The sequence below is a fragment of the Mucilaginibacter rubeus genome (genome assembly GCF_003286415.2).
Lineage (GTDB): Bacteria > Bacteroidota > Bacteroidia > Sphingobacteriales > Sphingobacteriaceae > Mucilaginibacter > Mucilaginibacter rubeus_A.
Genome location: NZ_CP043450.1, coordinates 2,197,201 through 2,217,573 on the forward strand (window position 1 = coordinate 2,197,201; position 20,373 = coordinate 2,217,573).

Below are 20,373 nucleotides of genomic sequence, written 5' to 3' on the forward strand. Positions count from 1 at the left end.
TTGAGTCATTTGCTTCGCGTCATTAGTCATTTTATGATTAAATGAGAGAGCCAATGACTTAATGTCCCATTGACAAAATGATATAAAAATATGTTTAAGAATTATTTCAAAGTAGCGTTTCGCAATTTAAGTAAACACCGTACCACGGGCTTTATCAATATTGCCGGACTTACGGTTGGCATTACTGCTGCGGTATTCATTATGTTGTGGGTGCAAAACGAGCTTAGTTTTGACAATTATCATAAAGATGTTGATCGGATCTATCGTGTGAAGGCGAAGCTTACCTTAACTAAGACCGAAACCTGGGTTTGGGAATCGTCGCCTTATTTGTTGGGTGGGGTGGCCAAAAAGGAAATTCCTGAAGTTAAAGATTATACTTTTTTATGGCCCGGATACATGATCACCGTTCATAATAAGGGGCAGCTGATCTCCGAAAAAAAGTATGCTTATGTTGATGCTAACTGGTTCAATGTTTTTCATTATGACTTTGTTGATGGCAGCGCCGAAAGCTTTTCTAAAAACCCGTTTAGCTTAATCCTCACGCAGTCAACAGCGAAAAAATACTTTGGCAATGGCGAAGCAGTGGGTAAAATGCTTAGGCTTGATAGTGTCAATTATCAAGTGCAGGCTGTGGTTAAGGATAATCCGGCTAATTCAACTTTTCAGTATGATATATTGATTCCGGTAGCCGCGAAGCTTGTAAATCCGCATGAAAAAGAACAATCGACGCATTGGGGAAATTACAACGGACTTACGTTTCTTAAGCTGCAACCAGGCGTGAATACAAATGAAACAGCAAAGAAGCTTACCGATATCATCCGGAAAAATAACAAGGATAGCGAAAATACAGCGCTAAACGTGATTAGTCTGAAGGATATGCACTTTGAAAATGATCTGCAAAATTCATCGTTTGAACATGGTAACCGCAGGCTGGTTAGCATATTTATGATATTGGCTGTATTGCTGCTGGCTACAGCCTGTATTAACTATGTAAACCTTACTACAGCGCGTGCAAGTGTGCGCTCAAAAGAAGTGAGTGTACGTAAAATAGTTGGAGCGGGTAGGTTTCAGTTATTTGGCCAGTTTATGTCCGAGTCGCTGGTAGTGAGTGTATTGGCTTTGATTTTTTCTGTCATTTGCATCCAACTATTTATGCCCTGGTTTAACAATGTAACCGAAAAACATTTTACCCAGCCATTGGCTTCAACCACAACCTGGCTTATATTATTGGGCACGTTACTGGTAAGTTTCATATTTAACGGCCTTTATCCGGCCATCTTGTTATCCTCATTTAAACCTTTAAGTGTTTTTAAAGGTCGCAGTACCTTAAATATCAAAGACGGCGGCGTTCGTAAAGCATTGGTTGTTGTGCAGTTTGGTATTTCTGTTATGCTGATCATTTGTACGATGGTTATCTATCGTCAGTTGGATTTTATGCAGAAGGCCGATCTCGGTTACAATCGCGAGCATGTTTTTTCTTTCCGGATTCCGTGGAATGTATTAGGGTTTGATGACAAAAAACGGGTTTCGATGCTGAGCAGTATTGCCAATGAGCTTCGGGAGCAAAGCCCGATAAAAGAGGTAGCCCAATCACAGAGCGATGACTTTTATAATAACGGTACCAAAATGTCGGGATCGATGGATTGGGCCGGCCGTCCTAAAGATTACAAGCCTTCTGTAGCTACATTATCTGCCGATGAAAATTTTCAGCAAATGATGAGCCTGAAAATGAAGGAGGGACATTGGTTTGGCAAAGCCAATGTCGACCAACACAACGTTATCTTAAACGAGACAGCAGTAAAGCAATTGGGGCTTCGTAATCCAATTATCGGGCAACGGTTTAAGTTTAACGGCGATTCGGGTATTGTGGCCGGTGTAGTTAAAGATTTTAATTTCAGGAGCCTGCACGAAAAAATAGGGCCCATGGTCATAAACAACCATACCGATTGGGCCGGTAGTTTTTACATAAAAACGGCATCTGGCAATACAGCCGGGGCTATTAGGGCCGCACAAAACGTGTGGAACCAATTTGTGCCCGATCAACCGTTTGCGTACAATTTTTTAGATGAAGGTTATAACAAATTGTATCATGCCGAGCAACGCTCTTCGACATTGATCACCGTATTTGCCTCAATAACAATCGCGATATCTGCTATGGGCTTACTGGGGTTGGCCGCCTTCGCCGCCGAGCAGCGCGTAAAGGAGATCGGGATCCGCAAGGTGCTTGGTGCAAGTGTACAAAGTATCATCAGGCTGTTATCGGCAGATTTTTTGAAAACTGTATTGATAGCAAACCTCGTCGCGTTTCCGGTTGCCTGGTATATGATGAACAAATGGCTGCAGGATTTTGCCTACCGCATTGATATTTCCTGGTGGATGTTCGCCGCTGCAGCCTGCATCGCATTAATCATCGCGCTGCTAACGGTAAGCATCCAATCCATTAAAGCCGCACTGGCCAACCCGGTGAACAGTTTGAGAAGCGAGTGATTTTCAGGCGAAAGGTTAAAGGCAAAAACCAAAACGTAGCACTAAATCATGAAAGCGTCCGGTGTTTGAAAAACATTGGACGCTTTCACCTTTCACCTTTCACCTTTCACCTTTCACCTTTCACCTTTCACCTTTCACCTTTCACCTTTCACCTTTCACCTTTCACCTTTCACCTTTCACCTTTCACCTTTCACCTTTCACCTTTCACCTTTCACTTAACTTTAACACATTTTAACTACTCATTTAAAGGGTTTTGCGTATCATCGTATAAAGTATTGGATATGATAAAAAACTACTTTAAAATAGCCTGGCGCAACCTTTGGAAGCATAAGTTTTATACGTTTATCAATATGTTTGGCCTGGCGCTGAGCATTGGTTGCAGTATTATACTTTTTCAGTTTATCACCTATCATTTGAGTTTTGATACCTACCACCATAATGCCAAACAGGTATACAGGGTGGTACATCGGCTAACAGCCTTCGAGGGGGCTCCGATATATGACCAGGGAGCTCCCTTAGCTTTGGCGCGGGATGTAAAGGCAAGCGATCCGAGGGTGAAAGATGTAGCTGCATTATTGCGAATGCACGATATCAACGTAACTATTCCTCAAAATAATGGCACGGGCAAAAGAATGTTTGCTGAGCACGAAAACATTGGCATAACAGATGACCACTTTTTTAACGTGTTCGATTATCAATGGGAACAGGGTAATAAAAACACAGCTCTTGTAGAGCCCAATACTGCTGTTATAAGTAATGGACTGGCCGAAAAGTATTTTGGAAGCCAGGACGTCATTGGTAAAACCATCAAGGTTGATAATAAAAATGTTTTTACGATAACAGGCGTGGTAAAAGATCACCCGGCAAATACCGATCTGAAGTCAGATATATTTCTTTCTATATCAACGCTTAAAAATATTTACCCGGATGTTTATACTCCGATGTATAACGATTGGAATTTTATTAATTCAACCAATTCCATTTATGTTGAACTCAAAGATGGGGTGAGCGCTGATGTTGTTGAAAATGATATAAACCAGTTGAATGTGAAGGCGCAAGGCGCGGCAGAAGCCAAACCATACCATTTTATGATGCTGCCATTAAGCGAAGTGCATTTTGATGGCCGTTTTGCGGGCGTTATCCAACGGTCGTTATTAGTAACACTGGGTGTAATCGGTTTGCTGCTTATAATTATAGCCTGTGTTAATTTCATCAATATGGCTACCGCGCAAAGCTTTAAACGGGCTAAAGAGATAGGCACCCGGAAAGTATTGGGTAGCTCGCCGGGTGCCATATTTATCCAGTTTATTTCCGAAACATCATACATCGTAGTTTTTGCTGCATTATTATCATTTGTAATGGTGATCGTGGCTATACCTGTTTTGAACAACTGGCTGCAAACTCAATTAAACTTTAACCTTTTTGCCGATTACAGGCTTGCAGGTTTTATAGTGGCAGTTTTAGCCATTATCATCTTAGCTGCAGGATCATATCCCGCGCTGATATTAAGCCGGTTTAAGCCTGTTAACGCGTTGAAAAACCAGGTTGGCGGCAAAACGCAATCAGCGGGTTTTACCCGTAAAAGTTTAATTATTGTGCAGAATGTGATTGCGCAGGTGCTTATTATCAGCACCATTTTGATAACCATGCAGGTTAAATACCTCAAAACAACGGATCTCGGTTTTAATAAAGACGCGGTTATCATGCTGCCTGTTCCTAATAATGACAAAGGCAAAACCGATTTTTTGCGTAATCAGCTAATGGCCGATCCTGCAATAAAAAGCGTCTCTTTCTGTTACCGGGCTCCGTCGTCTACAGCCGATAAAGGAGGATCAATTAAATATGATACCCGCGATTGGGAAAAGTTTGTTGGCTATACCCAAATAGGCGATGCCGACTATATTAAAACTTTTGGACTGCAATTGGTAGCAGGCCGCAATATAGTAGAAAGTGATACCGCCCGCGAATACCTGGTTAACGAATTGCTGGTTAGTAAATTAAGACTTAAAGATCCGCAACAGGCTCTCGGAAGGCGTTTCACCGCAGGCGACTTATCCAACAATCCGGGTATTATAGTAGGTGTGGTAAAAGATTTTCATGCCAAATCGTTGTATACGGCTATCGCTCCTGAATATATTTCTACATTCAGAAAAGGTTACCAATATGCTGGCGTAAAAATCAGTTCGGGAAACCCTTCGGCAGTTATTGAGCATATTAAAAGGGAATGGCAGATGGTTTATCCCGACAACGTATTTGAATACCGTTTTCTCGATCAGCAAATAGCCGATTTTTATCAAAAGGAAGATTTGCTAAATAAACTCATTACCTCAAGTGCGGTGATAGCCATTTTTATCAGCTGCCTTGGCCTACTCGGGCTCATATCTTTATTGACCTTACAGCGCACCAAAGAGATTGGGATTCGCAAAGTACTCGGCGCATCGGTGGCTCATATAACCGGTTTGCTTTCTGTCGATTTTCTAAGGCTGGTTCTTGTAGCTGTTGTAGTAGCGTCGCCCATAGCCTGGCTCACGATGAGCAAATACCTGCAAAATTTTGCCTATCGTATAGATATTCAATGGTGGGTGTTTCTGGCGGCAGCTTTTATAGCTTTGTTAATCGCGTTTGTAACGGTAAGTTTCCAATCCATCAAAGCGGCTATGACAAATCCGGTTGAGAGTTTGAGGTCTGGAGAGTGATTTTCATAGATCAGTGATTGGAGATTAAAGGTTAGTTTCTTTGGAATATAGATAAGAAGTCATTTGATTGTTACGGATGACTTTTTATCTATATTTTTTTGAAACCCTTAACTATTCAGAAATGTTCACCTCTAACCTCTAACCTCTAACCTCTAACCTCTAACCTCTAACCTCTAACCTCTAACCTCTAACCTCTAACCTCTAACCTCATTGTATCATTACCGTACACAAGGTGTTACGCTTACGAACAGTTAATGATTTGATGTTGGTTTAAGTTGTTGATATTCAGTTGTTTTTTATTTTGGTATATGTTTTACATTGAAATAAAAAATCGCTGTACGGTATGCTTAAAAATTACTTCAAAATAGCCTGGCGCAACATTGTTCGCCACAAAGGTTATTCTGCCATAAATGTTGCGGGCTTAACAGTTGGCTTAGCAGCCTGTTTGCTCATTTTCGTCATCATTCAGTTTGAGCTTAGTTTTGATACTTTCAATCCTAACTATAAAAATATCTACCGTATAGTAACACAAGAAAAACACGAGTCGGAAAGTACTACTAATCCCGGTGTCGCGGTTCCGGCTACCGATGCCTTGCGGTTGGATATCCCACAAGCTAAAGTAGCCGCTTTGAACAGCAGCTATGGTAGCCAGATCACCGTACCAGAAGCGGCCGGCAGCAACAGCGGCGATAAAAAATTCACCGAAAATATAGGTGTGTTGTTTATTCAGCCGCAGTTCTTCGATATTTTTAGCTATAAATGGCTGGCTGGCAGCCCATCAGTATTGGCTAACCCCGATATGGTGGTTTTAGATAAAAGCTCGGCCGTTAAGTACTTTGGCGACTGGACTACCGCTGTAGGCAAAACTCTTAAAATGGATAATGTTTTAACACTGAAAGTGTCTGGTGTTGTTGAAGATGCTCCGGTAAACAGCGATTTCCCGTTTAAGATAATGGTATCATTTGTTACCTGGAAACAACATCCTAAAGATTATAACTACAGTGCCGAATGGGGATCAACAAGCAGCAGCCACGAAGTATTTATGCTGTTCCCGGCAAGCATGTCGAAAAGTAGTATTGATGACCAGTTAAAGGCATTTTCCGCCAAGCATTTCAAAAAAGGATCGGCACAAACCACGTTACTGCCGCAGCCGCTTGCCGATATGCACTTTGATACCCGCATAGGTAACCCGCTTGGTGATCATAGTACCAGTAAGGCTACTTTGCGCACCCTGTCGTTTATAGCCTTGCTGATCATTATTATGGCTTCTATCAATTTTATTAACCTGTCTACAGCGCAATCTGTTGGCCGGTCAAAGGAAGTTGGTATCCGTAAGGTATTGGGTAGCACCCGTCCGCAATTAATTGCCCAGGTAATTGGCGAAACCACGCTTATTGTTATTGCTTCTGCGTTGATTGCGTTGGCCGTGGCGAGGCTGGCCATGCCACAACTCAAAAATATAGCCAATGTACCTGATACTATCAGCCTGTTTACGACCGGAAGCATATTGTTCCTGGTAGCAAGTACCATAACCATAGTGCTGTTATCGGGCATTTATCCTGCGTTAGTGGTATCAGGCTTTAAACCCGTGCTTGCCCTTAAAAATAAAATTACAGCCGCTTCGATAGGAGGCATCCCGCTTCGCCGCGCGCTTGTAATTGCCCAGTTTGCCATATCTCAATTGCTTATTATAGGTACTATTGTGGCCGTAAACCAAATGGATTATGTCAACAAGGCCGATTTGGGTTTCAATAAAAATGCTTTACTTATTATTCCCGGTTATACTGATAGCCTGAGCCTGCATAAAATGGAATCATTTAAGCAGCAGGTACTGCAAAATCCTAATGTTAAAGACATCGCGTTCTCATCGGATGTGCCATCTTCAGAAAATAACTGGGGCACCAATTTCGACTTTAATAACTCCACCAAAGATGTAGGTTTTAACACCTATCTTAAGTTTGGTGATGTAGACTACTTTAAAACTTATGGGTTAACATTTGTTGCCGGCAAAGGCTATGATGTAAGCGATACCGCCAGGCAATACGTAGTTAACGAAACCTTTATACATAAATTGGGTATCCAAAATGCCAATGAGGCTATCGGCAAAACGTTACGTTTAGGTGGTGGCAGATGGTTGCCAATAGTGGGAGTGGTTAAAGATTTTAAAACCAATTCGCTCCGTGAAGCTATAAAACCGATTGTGATCTCTCCGGCTAAGAAATTTGAAGGCCAGATCGGTATCAAAATTCAAACATCCGACCTGAACAAAACAGTTGCTCAACTGCAAAAGCTGTGGGAAAACACGTATCCCGAATATGCTTATAACGGTTACTTTCTGGATGAAAACATAGCCAAATTTTACGAGCAGGAAAATAAGATGGCCCTGGTATACAAGATATTTGCCGGCATTGCCATATTTATATCGTGCCTCGGCTTATACGGACTTGTATCGTTCATGGCCGTTCAGCGCACAAAAGAGGTCGGCATCCGTAAAGTACTGGGTGCTTCGGTAAGCAGCATCGTATTCCTGTTTTCGAAGGAGTTTATGATACTTATCGGAATCTCGTTCCTGATAGCGATGCCTGCGGCATGGTATATTATGAATGGCTGGCTGCAAAACTTTGTGTACCGTATTTCCATGAGTGTATGGATCTTTTTACTGGCGATAGTATCATCGCTGATCATTGCGTGGGTAACAGTAGGCTATAAAGCAGTTAAAGCGGCACTTGTTAACCCGGTTAAAAGTCTGCGATCTGAATAGTCATTGTTTCATTTGCTTCGCGTCATTAGGTCATTATCAAAAACGCAAAGCAAAATGTATAATGACTCAATGACATGGGAATAAATGATGCGAAGCAAATGACACAACGTAAATGACTTAATGAAACAACCATGATAGGAAATTACATTAAAACCACTGTACGCGGCTTGATGAAAAACCGGGCTTACAGCTTTTTGAATATCGCCGGTTTGGCTATAGGTGTGGCTTGCGCGTCTATGATATTCCTGTGGGTGCAGGATGAGTTAACCTTTAATCACAATTTTGTAAAGCGGGACAACCTGTACACAGTGCGTGAAAATCAGACCTATGATGGTAAAACTTCAACATTCAGGGCCACTCCCGGGCCGATGGCTGCCGCTTTGAAAGGCGATATCCCTGGTGTAAAAAATGCCGTCCGGATGGCCGGAGAAGACGATATAGTATTCGCCCTGGGTGAAAAAGTGATTAATGAGCAAGGCTCATATGCCGACGCGGAGATTTTTCCGATGCTTAAATTGTCTTTTGTTCATGGCGACGAAGCCAATGTTTTTCATGATCTGCATTCGGTCGTGATTAATACAACCATGGCGAAAAAGTTTTTTGGTGATGCCAATCCAATTGGAAAAACCTTGAAAATGAATAATGAGCAGGATTTTGTTGTCACCGGTGTATTTACCGATCTGCCCAAAAACTCAACATTCCAGATGCAATGGTTCGCGCCCTTAAAAAACATCGATCATATGCAGCCCTGGATGCAGGATTGGGGCGCCAACTGGGCCCGAACTTATGTAGAGCTGGAACCATCTGCGGATGTTAATGCCGTTAACAAAAAGCTGGCTAATTATATCGGAACCAAAAAGAACGGTAATAAAACGGTCTCTTTTCTTTTCGGAATGAATGACTGGAACCTGCGCGATAAATTTACCGACGGTAAAATGGATGGTGGCCGCATCGAATATGTTCGCCTGTTTTCGGCTATCGCGTTTATTATCCTCATCATAGCGTGTATCAATTTCATGAACCTTTCAACTGCCCGGTCCGAAAAACGGGCTAAGGAAGTTGGTGTTCGTAAAGTTATGGGGGCAGGTAAAGGCAAGCTTATAGCCCAGTTTATAGGTGAGGCGGTAATCATGGCATTTATTGCAGTAATAGTAGCTGTGTTTTTAGTTTATGCTGCCTTGCCATCATTCAATAATATGGTTCAAAAGGAGCTTACTGTCGATCTTTTGCAGCCAGTGCATTTATTTTATTTATTGTCGATAGGCTTGATTACCGGTTTGCTGGCTGGCAGCTATCCTGCGTTTTACTTGTCATCATTTAACCCTATCGCGGTGTTAAAGAACATCAAATTACCATCAGCGGCAGGCGCAGGTTTTATCAGGCAAAGTTTGGTGGTAATTCAGTTTTCAGTTTCGATCATATTGATTATCGGTACGGTAATTATCTATCAGCAAATTCAACATGTTAAAAACAGGGAACTGGGTTATGAAAAAGATAACCTTGTTTATATCGATACCAAAGGCAAGCTGACAGATCACTTCGCGGCGGTAAATAATGAATTAAAACAAACCGGTGTTGTGGCCGATGCTTCATTAAGCGAATATCCTGTTTTACAGATCTGGAGCAATACCGATAACTTTTCATGGGATGGTAAAGACGCCTCAAAAAATCCATTGATCACTATTGAAAGTGTGAGCCCGCAGTTTGTATCAACCATGAATATGAAATTGATTGCAGGCCGGGATTTTTATGCCAATGCCAAGCTTGATAGCAGCAACGTGATCATTAACGAAGCTTTTGCCAAACAAATGGGCAAAGCGGGGCATGTGGGCGGTATTATCAGGGATGGAGGCAGCAAGCCTTATCAAATAGCAGGGATCATTAAAGATTTCCTATACAATGACATGTACGTTTCGGGCGCGCCGCTGATGTTGTTTAGCCGGCCGCAAAACAATAATATTTTAACTATTCGATTTAAACAGGGCGTTACCCTAACTGAAGCTCTGGCTAAGGCAGGCGAGGTTTACAAGCGTGCTAATCCGGGCTATCCCTTCGAGTACAAATTTGTTGACGCTGATTTTGATGAGCTGTTTAAAACAGAAGCCCTTACTGGTAAGTTGGCCGGTGTGTTTGCTTCGCTGGCCGTTGTTATATCTTGTCTTGGGTTATTTGGCTTAGCGGCCTATACCGCCGAAAGAAGGATCAAAGAAATAGGTATCCGCAAAGTACTCGGCGCATCGGTAGCAGGTTTAACCGGTTTGTTATCGCGCGATTTTCTGAAACTCGTGGCCATTTCATGCCTGATCGCTTTCCCGGTTGCATGGTATGCCATCAATAACTGGCTACAAAGTTATCAGTACCGCGTAACTGTACAATGGTGGGTATTTGCCGCCGCAGGGATAGCTGCCATCGTAATAGCACTGGCAACCGTAAGTTTCCAGGCCGTTAAAGCAGCGTTGAGTAACCCGGTGAAAAGTTTGAGAAGTGAGTAGCAGTCGGCAGTGGCAGTTTGCAGTAATTGTAAGCCGAAAACCAATGAACTGATGAACCAGTGAACTAATGAACTAAAAAATGATCAAGAATTATTTAAAAATCGCGTGGCGCAATATCCTTAACAACAAGGTTTATAGTGCAATTAACATACTGGGACTGGCTGCCGGGATGGCGGTTGCGCTGATGATTGGTCTTTGGGTGGCCAATGAGTATTCGTATGACAGGTTTTTACCTAATTATGAGCAGCTTTATCAGGTTGAACAGCATTTTACCACCCAGCACGATGGTGAGCATACGCAAACAGCTGTTTCATTGCCATTGGCAGATGTGTTGCGTAAGGAAATTCCGGGTATCAAGCGTGTTGCCGAAACCGATTGGATAGGGATGCAATGGCACGACCTGTTGGTTGGCGATAAAAAGCTTTATGTAGCCGGAGGTGCAGCTAATCCGGATTTTTTGCAAATCTTTAAATACACTTTTATAAAGGGTAATGCTAAAGATGTATTTACCCAGCCAAATTCCATTATCCTGAACGAGTCGACCGCCACGGCTTTGTTTGGTAATGCTGATCCTATCAATAAGATAGTACGTTACGACAACAGCCAGAATTTAAAAGTAACCGGTGTTGTAAAAGATATCCCTAAAAACGCTACGCTTCAATTTAGCTTTTTAACGCCTTTTGCCTTTAAGGAAGCAACTGAAGGTTGGATGAAGGGAGCCCGCACCATGTGGACAAACAACTCGTTTAATATGTACCTGGAGTTGCAGCCTGGCGTAACTATGGAGCAGATTGCACCTAAAATTAAAAACATTGTTTATGATCATAACATGGAAATGCGTCCGGCCAAACCGGAAGTAATTATCCATCCGCTAAAAAAATGGCACTTGTATAATGACTTCAAAAACGGCAAGGCTGTTGGTGGTTTTATTGATTATGTGCGTATGTTTAGTGTGATAGGCATTTTGGTGCTGCTCATTGCCTGCATCAATTTCATGAATCTTTCAACCGCACGTTCAGAAAAACGGGCCCGCGAGGTTGGGGTGCGTAAAGCTATCGGTTCTCAACGCAGTGACCTTATAGCCCAATTCCTGGCCGAGTCGATCATGATCACTTTCATCTCATTTTTGTTATCGATAGTGATGGTGCAGCTGGCTATTCCGTCGTTTAATGCAATTGTAGGTAGCGCTATTAGTGTTCCTTATACCAATGTATTGTTTTGGGGAGCAATGATTGCTTATGTACTGCTTACTGGTTTATTAGCAGGTAGTCGCCCTGCATTTTATCTGTCGTCGTTCAACCCTGTTCAGGTTTTGAAAGGCACTATCAAGGTTGGTAAATCGGCCTCATTGCCGCGCAAGATATTGGTAGTAATGCAGTTTAGCTGTTCTATTGCCCTCATTATAAGTACCATCATTGTTTACCAGCAAATTCAATACGCCAAAAACAGGCCTACCGGCTATAGCTCAACCCGCTTGATGATGACCGATATGAGCGGCGATCTGGAACATAACTATAGCGCTTTAAAAAATGATCTGATAGCAAGCGGAATGGTTGAAAGTGTAGCCTCGGCTTCAAGTCCTGTTACCAATATTTACAGCCATGCCGGTGTAGAAAATTGGCCCGGTAAAAATGCGGGAGAAACAGGTATTAATGTCGGTGCCATTTCTGTATCGCCCAATTACTTCAAAACAATGGGTATGGCTATGAAAGAAGGTCGTGACTTTTCGGCCGAGTGGGCAGCTGATACAACAAATGTTATCATTAATGAAGCTGCTGTTAAACGCATGGGTCTGAAAGATCCTATCAATAAAGTTATAAACTATAGTTTTATGGGCCGGGTGCACATCATTGGCGTAGTAAAAGATGCCTTGATGGAGTCACCTTTTACGCCTGTACAGCCTGCAGTATTTAATCATGGCAGGGGAGGCAATAACATCATGTACCGCCTTGCACCCAACGCGGACATGCAAGATGCCATTAAAAGGATTGGGAAGATCTTTGATACGTATAATCCGGCATATCCTTACATCTACCAGTTTGTTGATGAGGAATACAACCGCAAGTTTAGCCTTGAAGCGTTGGTTGGCAAGCTGGCCGGGGTTTTTGCGGGATTAGCTATTTTTATATCATGCCTTGGTTTGTTTGGCTTAGCGGCTTACGTGGCCGAGCAACGCACCAAAGAAATCGGTATCCGCAAGGTATTGGGTGCCTCCATAGCACAGGTATGGCTGCTGCTATCAAAAGAGTTTATTTTACTGGTAATGTTAAGTTGCATCATTGCAACACCGGTAGCTTTTTACTTTTTGAAAGATTGGCTGCAGAAATACGATTACCGGATAACCATTGGGCCAGGTGTATTTGTGCTTTCGGCTGTTGCCGCTATAATTATCACGCTGGTTACCATAAGTTTCCAGGCCATAAAAGCGGCAGTTACTAATCCGGTTAAGAGTTTGCGTTCGGAATAATTTCATTTAGTCATTTGCTCCGCGTCATTAAGTCATTTGAACGCCGGAGTCAATGACCTAATGACTAAATAATTTAACTATGATCAAAAACTATATAAAAATTGCCTGGCGAAATTTGGTTCGTAATAAGGCTTACGCTATCATCAGTGTTATTGGTTTAGCTTTGGGCGTTGCCTGCGGCTTACTGATATTTACGCTGATCACCTATCACCTGAGTTTTGATACTTTTCATAAAGATAAAGATAGGATCTACCGTTTCTACACCGAATTTCATGACCAGGGTGTAGACCGCGTAGGCGCTATTCCGCAACCAATGGCCAAAGGTTACAGAAATGATTTTGCCTTTAGCGAAAAAACTGCCCGGTATATCAGCTTCAACAAAACGTTGATCACCCTGACACGCGGCAGCGAAGTGAAAAAATTTGGCGAAGACGATGGTGTTGCCTTTGTTGAACCCGAGTATTTCGACATTCTGAATTTTCCGTTATTAAAAGGGGATAGGAAAACTATTCTTATTAATCCAAATGAGGCTGTAGTTACCGAAAAGATGGCCCACAAGTGTTTCGGTAATGATAACCCGATTGGTAAAGTTTTTAAGCTTGATAACAATATCAACGTTACCATAACGGGCGTATTAAAGGATTTACCAAACAATACCGATCAAAAGCAACAGATCCTTATTTCATACTCAAGTATGGAAGCATATGCTGGTAAAGGTCGTGAAAATAACTGGGGTGGTGTTTACAGCGGCTGCCAGGGCTTTACCCGGTTAAAACCAGGAGTAACCAAGGCACAGGTTGAAACAGCCATGCTTCAGTTGGTTAAGAAAAATTATACCGGCCGCGATTTGCAGGTTTGGCGCTTTAAACTACAGCCCATTGCCGAAATGCATTTTGACCGTGAGCTTGGTGGCTATGCGGATAAAAGCTATTTGTGGGCGCTGTTTTTTATTGGGATATTCCTGATCATTACCGCGTCTGTAAACTTCGTAAACCTGGCTACAGCGCAGGCCCTTAACCGCTCAAAAGAGGTGGGGATCCGTAAAGTACTCGGCAGTCAGCCTTTTCAGTTGTTCTGGCAGTTTATTGCCGAAACTGCAATTATCAGCATTATAGCGGTTGGTGTAGCCATTGGTTTGGCTGAAATTGCCCTGCCTGCATTAAATAACCTGTTCCACGCGCGAATGGTATTTAACTGGCCGCAACTGAGTGCTTTCATCGTGCTGATTACCATTGTGGTGGTGTTTCTCTCGGGCTCGTACCCTGGTTTGGTACTGGCAAGGTTTCAGCCCATCAAGGCGCTTAAAAGCAAGCTGTCGCAAAAAGATGTTGGCGGGTTTTCATTGCGCAGGGTATTGGTGGTTACCCAATTTACCATCTCGCAGGTGCTGATTATTGGTACTATCATCGTGGTATCACAGTTGCATTACTCCCAAACTGCCGATTTGGGTTTTAATAAAAATGCCATAGTGCTGGTGCCACTTCCTCAAAATGATAAGGTGAAAATGAGCACGATGCGCAATCGGATAACCGAAATTAAAGGAGTCGAAAATTTGTCTTATTGTGCTAACGCCCCGGCATCCCGTTCAAACAGTAATACCGGTATTCAGTATGATAACCGTGCAGAAGATGAGCATTGGAGCGTAAACACGAAACAGGCCGATGAAAATTACATTTCGACCTTTGGTATTAAACTAATTGCCGGCAGAAATTTCTTTAAAGGAGATTCGGTAAAAGAACTCCTGGTGAACGAAACCTTTGTGAACAAACTACACCTTAAACCGCAGGACGTAATTGGAAAACAAATGGCCATTAACGGCCGCGATTATAAGGGCACCATTGTTGGCGTGATGAAAGATTTTTACAATTACTCTTTCCATTCAGAGATTTCGCCTTTATGTGTGATGCCTAATTACCAGGACTTGGGTACCGTAGCTATAAAAATTGATATGCGTAATGCTAAAGAGACCTTGGCACAGGTTGACAAGATCTGGAACCAGACCTTCCCGGAAGAATTATATTCATATCAGTTCCTGGACGATACCATTGCCCACTTTTACGAAATGGATAGAATCCTTTTAACACTTGTTGAAGCGTTTGCCGGCATAGCGATCATTATAGGTTGTCTTGGCCTGTATGGGTTGGTATCATTTATGGCGGTGCGTAAAACCAAAGAGATTGGCGTACGTAAAGTATTGGGCGCTAATATCAGCAGCATTCTATGGTTGTTCGGTAAGGAGTTCAGCATATTGCTGCTTATTGCATTTGTAATAGCCGCTCCGCTGGCATGGTGGGCAATGCATAATTATCTGAAAGATTTTCAATACCGGATCAGTATCGGTCCGCAAATATTTGTGATATCGATACTGTCAAGCTTTATTATAGCCTGGATCACGGTAGGTTACCGGGCAGCCAGGGCGGCACTGGCAAATCCGGTTAAAAGTTTGCGTTCTGAATAAATTGTCATTGAGTCATTTTGTTTCGTGTCATTAAGTCATTTTTTGGAACGCGGAAGTCAATGACTCAATTATTTAATGACCTAATGATTGATGAGAAATGTTTAGAAATTATCTGAAAATAGCCTGGCGAAATGTCTTAAATAACAAGGCTTATACTGCTATTAATGTTTTGGGACTGGCAGCCGGGATGGCTGTTGCCTTAATGATAGCGCTTTGGGTCGCAAATGAGTATTCCTACGATAGGTTTTTGCCTAATGCGGATAGAGTGTACCAGGTACGCCGCAACTTTAACAGCAATGGAGAAACACTAACATTTAGCTCAACCTCGTTGAAATTGTCTGACGTGTTGCACACCATTCCCGAAGTTGAATATGTGGCAACCACAGATTGGACTGGCACTCATGGCTTGATGGTTGGTGATAAAAAACTATCGATTAGCGGTATACAGGCAGGTAGCGATTTTCTGAAGATCTTTTCATATACCATGCTGCAAGGTAATCGTTCATCCGCTTTGACCGATGCCTATTCCATCGTGCTAACAAAAGCTACCGCGATAGCTTTGTTCGGTACCGAAAATGTGATCGATAAAGTTGTGCTCATAGATAACGCGTATAATCTGAAAGTTACCGGGGTAATGCAGGATATACCCTCAAATTCGTCGATGCAATTCAGGTTCGTGATCCCTTTCAGTCTTTTGGAACAAACACAGTCGTACATGAAAGGCGCTCATGCAAGCTTCGGTAATAATGGCTACCAGCTTTTTGCTAAACTAAAACCGGGTGTAAGTTATACGAAGCTTGCTGCCAAGATCAAAAATATCGAAAAGGGAGAAGATAATATCAATGCCAGAAATTCTGAAGTGATCATGCAGCCAATGCTTGATTGGCATCTGTATTCCGACTATAAGAACCGCGTAGCCAGTGCAGGCTTTATCGATTATGTGCATATTTTTGGTGTTATCGGCGTATTGGTATTACTGATAGCATGTGTTAATTTCATTAACCTTACAACCGCCCGCTCCGAAAAGCGTGCACGAGAAGTTGGGATCCGCAAGGCCATTGGTTCTCAGCGTCAGCACCTGATCTTCCAGTTTCTGACAGAGTCAGTGTTGATCACTGTTATATCTTTTATCTGTTGCATAATTTTTGTGCAGGCAGCTCTTGGGCCGTTTAACGCGCTTACCGGTACTACTATTGCCATTCCGTTTAATAACATTGCTTTTTGGTTTATAACCATAGGTTGTGTATTAGTTACTGCTTTAATAGCGGGAAGCCGACCAGCATTTTACCTTTCATCATTTAATCCGGTAAAAGTTTTAAAGGGTACCATACAGGTTGGGCGCTCTGCATCTTACTCACGCAAAATTTTGGTGGTAATGCAGTTTAGCTGTTCTATAGCCTTGATTATAAGTACAGTTGTAATTTACAGGCAGATCCAGTACGCCAAGAACCGCCCTAATGGGTACGATATCAACCGGTTAATGGCTACTAATGCGAATGAAGACCTCGGTAAACATTTTGACGCGTTTAAAAACGAATTAATTCAAAGCGGCTTAGTGCAAAGCGTTTCGTCGGCGTCAAGCGCGGTTACCGATATCGACATGCATAACGATATTGACCAATGGCCGGGAAAATTTGCAGGGGAAACAGTTGAAATGGGGGTAATAGCTGTAGCTAATGATTATTTTAAGACAGTAGGCATGAAAATGCTTGCCGGCAGGGATTTTAATAATGTTGCTTCAGATTCGCTGAATATTGTTTTTAACGAAGCGGCCATTAAACGTTTACGATTGAAAGGCAATCCGATAAGCCAGACAATTACCTATGGCGGACAGAAATGTAAGATAATTGGCGTAGTAAAAAATGCGCTGATGTTATCGCCATTTGCTCAGGCAGATCCAACCATGTTTGTTTATAATAACAATCCGCATCAAAATATGATTTACCGCCTTTCGGCAAAAGCAAACCCACATGACGCCATTGATAAAATAGGGCAGGTATTTTCAAAATATAGTCCTGCTTATCCTTATACCTACCGCTTTGTTGATGAAGATTACAATCGCAAGTTTGGTCAGGAAGTATTGGTAGGTAAACTATCGGGCATATTTGCAGGTTTGGCCATTTTTATCTCGTGCCTTGGCCTGTTTGGTTTAGCCGCATACATTGCCGAGCAACGTACCAAAGAAATAGGGGTACGCAAAGTATTAGGTGCTACAGTAACCCAGTTGTGGTTTTTACTGTCGAAGGATTTTGTGCTGTTGGTACTGGTAAGCTGTGTAATAGCATCGCCATTGGCATTTTACTTTTTACAAGGCTGGCTGCAAAAATATGATTACAGGATAACTGTGGGGCCGGGGGTATTTATTATATCAGCCATTGCTGCTATTGTGATCACGCTGGTTACGATTAGTTTCCAGGCTATTAAAGCCGCTATCGCTAACCCGGTTAAGAGTTTAAGGAGTGAATAAGTTGGTCATTGAGTCATTTGCGTCATTAGGTCATTGACCAAAATTCAAAGCAAAAATGACTTAATGACCTGATGACATAATGAAATAAACAGATGATAAAAAACTATTTCAAAACCGCCTGGCGGAATATCTGGAAAAGCAAGGTTTTTTCGGCTATCAACATTTTTGGGTTAGCCGTTGGTATGGCAGCCTGCATCGTGATCACGCTTTTTGTTTATTACGAGAAAAGCTTTGACAATCTGCACACCAAAAATATTTATCGCCTTAACGAGGTGCAAAAGTTTGAGGGTATGGGTGCCTCGCAAAAAGTAGCATTATCCATGTTCCCAATGGGGCAGACCCTCAAGGCCGATTTTCCGGAAGTGAAGAATTTTACCAGGATCCGCTGGCAACAAAAGTTTCCACTCAACTACGGCCTAAAGCGCGTTTATATGCCGCAGGTGTTTTTTGTTGATTCGGTTTTTTTGAAAATGTTTGATTTCAAGTTGCTGCGGGGCGATAGGGAAACCGCTTTATTAAAACCACGCAGCGTTTTATTAACCGAGGATGCCGCAAAACGCATGTTTGGTGATCAGGACCCAATGGGCAAAACCATTACCAATTACGGGCAGGATACCATAACATATTCGGTTACCGGTATATTGGCCAACGTGCCTAAAAACTCACAGTTGCAGTTTGATTGTTTGTTTTCGTTTAGCAGTATCTACAAACCCTGGATGTTCACCAATTGGGGCGGCAACTGGTTAAATACCTATCTCGAACTGGCTCCCGGTACCAATATTGCTGCACTTGAAAAGAAATTTCCGGCATATCTTGAAAAATACCGAGGCAAGGGCGGTTCTAAAAGCTACGAGCTTTTCCTGCTATCGCTGAAAGATGTTCATGCTAACTCGGCAGATATTGGTTTGGATTATATTAATTATCAGAAATTTGATAAGCATATCACTAACCTGTTTACGGTTATTGGCATCATTGTGCTGGTGATAGCCTGTATCAACTTCATTAATCTTTCAACCGCGCGCTCGTCTGAGCGGGCTAAGGAGGTCGGTGTCCGCAAATCCATAGGTGCTGGTCGTGTTCAACTGGCTATGCAGTTCCTTGGCGAAACAGTGTTGTTATCCCTCATCGCTTTGATTTTTGCCTGTATACTGGTAAGCTTGGCCATTCCTTTTGTAAACAGTTTAAGCCAGCGCGATATCAGTTTGCCGCTGCATGATAACAAGATGCTAATAGGCGTAGTGTTTATTAGTACAATACTGGTAGGTGTGATATCCGGCATATATCCTGCGCTTTTCCTGTCCTCGTTTCAACCGGTTAAAGTATTGAAAGGAGCTTTTGCTTCAGTTGGAGGTAATAAAGTACCGCTGCGCAATATTTTGGTTGTTGGTCAGTTTACGAGTGCTGTAATCTTGATGATAGCAACGGTGCTGGTTATCAAACAGCTTAAATTTATGCAGCAAAAGGATCCGGGTTTTAACCGGGATCAGATTGTTAATGTTCCCTTAGGCTTGATCCCGCAAAATAAATATGACCTGTTTAAACAGGAGTTGCTTTCCAACTCGATGATCCAGGGAGTTACCGCTTCGCAGGATATTTTGGGGAGTCACCTTGATCAAACCGGTATCTCATTTAAACTTGGCGATTCGCCTTTACGTCAGCTTACATCAACCTTGCTGGTTGTTGACAATAACTACCTCGATCTGTATAAGATCAAGCTGTCGATGGGCAAAAACTTCTCTACCGATACTTCGGCTGTATGGAAGCAGTACATTATCAATGAGGCGCTGGCTAAAGAGTTGCTGAAAGATCATAAAGGGAAAAACATGGAATCGTTGTTAGGGCAAAGGTTTGGTTTTGATTCTCTTGGTGTGATCACCGGCATTGCTAAAGATTTTAATTTCAATTCGCTCCATTACAAAATAGAAACTTTGTTTTTGGTAAATGGCAAAGGATTCAACCAAATGTCGGTTAAGATCAATGGTGGCAGGGCCAAGGATGCTGTGGCGTTTATACAATCAACGTGGCAAAAGGAGTTTCCGGGCGTACCTTTTGAATACCAGTTTCTGGATGATCATTTTAAAGAAGTTTACAGCGTTGATAACCAGGTAAGCACCGTAGTGAGTATTTTAGCCGGGCTGATCATCATAATATCTTGTTTGGGGCTATTCGGCCTGGCATCATATTCGGCAGAGAAACGGGTTAAAGAAATAGGGGTACGCAAGGTACTCGGTGCATCCGTACAAAACACTGTAATGTTGCTTTCGGGCCATTTTGTAAAACTGGTGCTGATTGCCAACGTCATCGCCTGGCCTATCGCGTTTTATGCCATGAGCAGGTGGCTACAGGATTTTGCGTATCGCATTGATATCAGCTGGTGGGTATTCGGCACAGCAGGGTTTACATCGCTGCTTATAGCCTTTGCAACGGTAAGCTTCCAGGCCGTTAAAGCGGCTGTAGCTAACCCGGTAAAGAGCTTGCGGAGCGAATGATTAGTCATTTGCTTTGCGTCATTTTATTGCACGTCATTGAGTCATTTGCTCTGCAT

8 protein-coding genes are annotated in these 20,373 nt (G+C 42.5%); all 8 read left to right on the forward strand.

The window, feature by feature from the left end:
- Positions 1–90: 90 nt before the first annotated feature.
- The gene (locus DEO27_RS08995) at positions 91–2,487 is read left to right on the forward strand and encodes an ABC transporter permease (RefSeq protein WP_112570654.1); all 2,397 of its coding nucleotides are present in this window, start codon (positions 91–93) and stop codon (positions 2,485–2,487) included.
- 281 nt (positions 2,488–2,768) lie between these two features.
- Positions 2,769–5,183 carry an ABC transporter permease gene (locus DEO27_RS09000; RefSeq protein WP_190295358.1) on the forward strand — a complete coding sequence of 805 codons (2,415 nt, stop codon included), beginning with the start codon at positions 2,769–2,771 and terminating at the stop codon, positions 5,181–5,183.
- Positions 5,184–5,526: 343 nt separating this feature from the next.
- Positions 5,527–7,944: an ABC transporter permease gene (locus tag DEO27_RS09005; protein WP_112569215.1), complete on the forward strand. Its 2,418-nt coding sequence runs from the start codon at positions 5,527–5,529 to the stop codon at positions 7,942–7,944.
- A 131-nt stretch (positions 7,945–8,075) separates the two neighbouring features.
- The gene (locus DEO27_RS09010; protein ID WP_112569213.1) at positions 8,076–10,436 is read left to right on the forward strand and encodes an ABC transporter permease; all 2,361 of its coding nucleotides are present in this window, start codon (positions 8,076–8,078) and stop codon (positions 10,434–10,436) included.
- 79 nt (positions 10,437–10,515) lie between these two features.
- Complete coding sequence (locus DEO27_RS09015; RefSeq protein WP_112569211.1) at positions 10,516–12,903, forward strand: ABC transporter permease; 2,388 nt, start codon at positions 10,516–10,518, stop codon at positions 12,901–12,903.
- Between the two features lie 79 nt (positions 12,904–12,982).
- Entirely contained in the window at positions 12,983–15,361 is a 2,379-nt protein-coding gene (locus DEO27_RS09020; protein WP_112569209.1) for an ABC transporter permease, read from the forward strand.
- A 97-nt stretch (positions 15,362–15,458) separates the two neighbouring features.
- Positions 15,459–17,828 (forward strand): ABC transporter permease, encoded by a 2,370-nt coding sequence (locus tag DEO27_RS09025; RefSeq protein ID WP_112569207.1) that lies wholly within the window; start codon positions 15,459–15,461, stop codon positions 17,826–17,828.
- Between the two features lie 92 nt (positions 17,829–17,920).
- Positions 17,921–20,317, forward strand: coding sequence for an ABC transporter permease (locus DEO27_RS09030; RefSeq protein ID WP_112569205.1), 2,397 nt, complete (start codon positions 17,921–17,923; stop codon positions 20,315–20,317).
- Positions 20,318–20,373 lie beyond the last annotated feature (56 nt).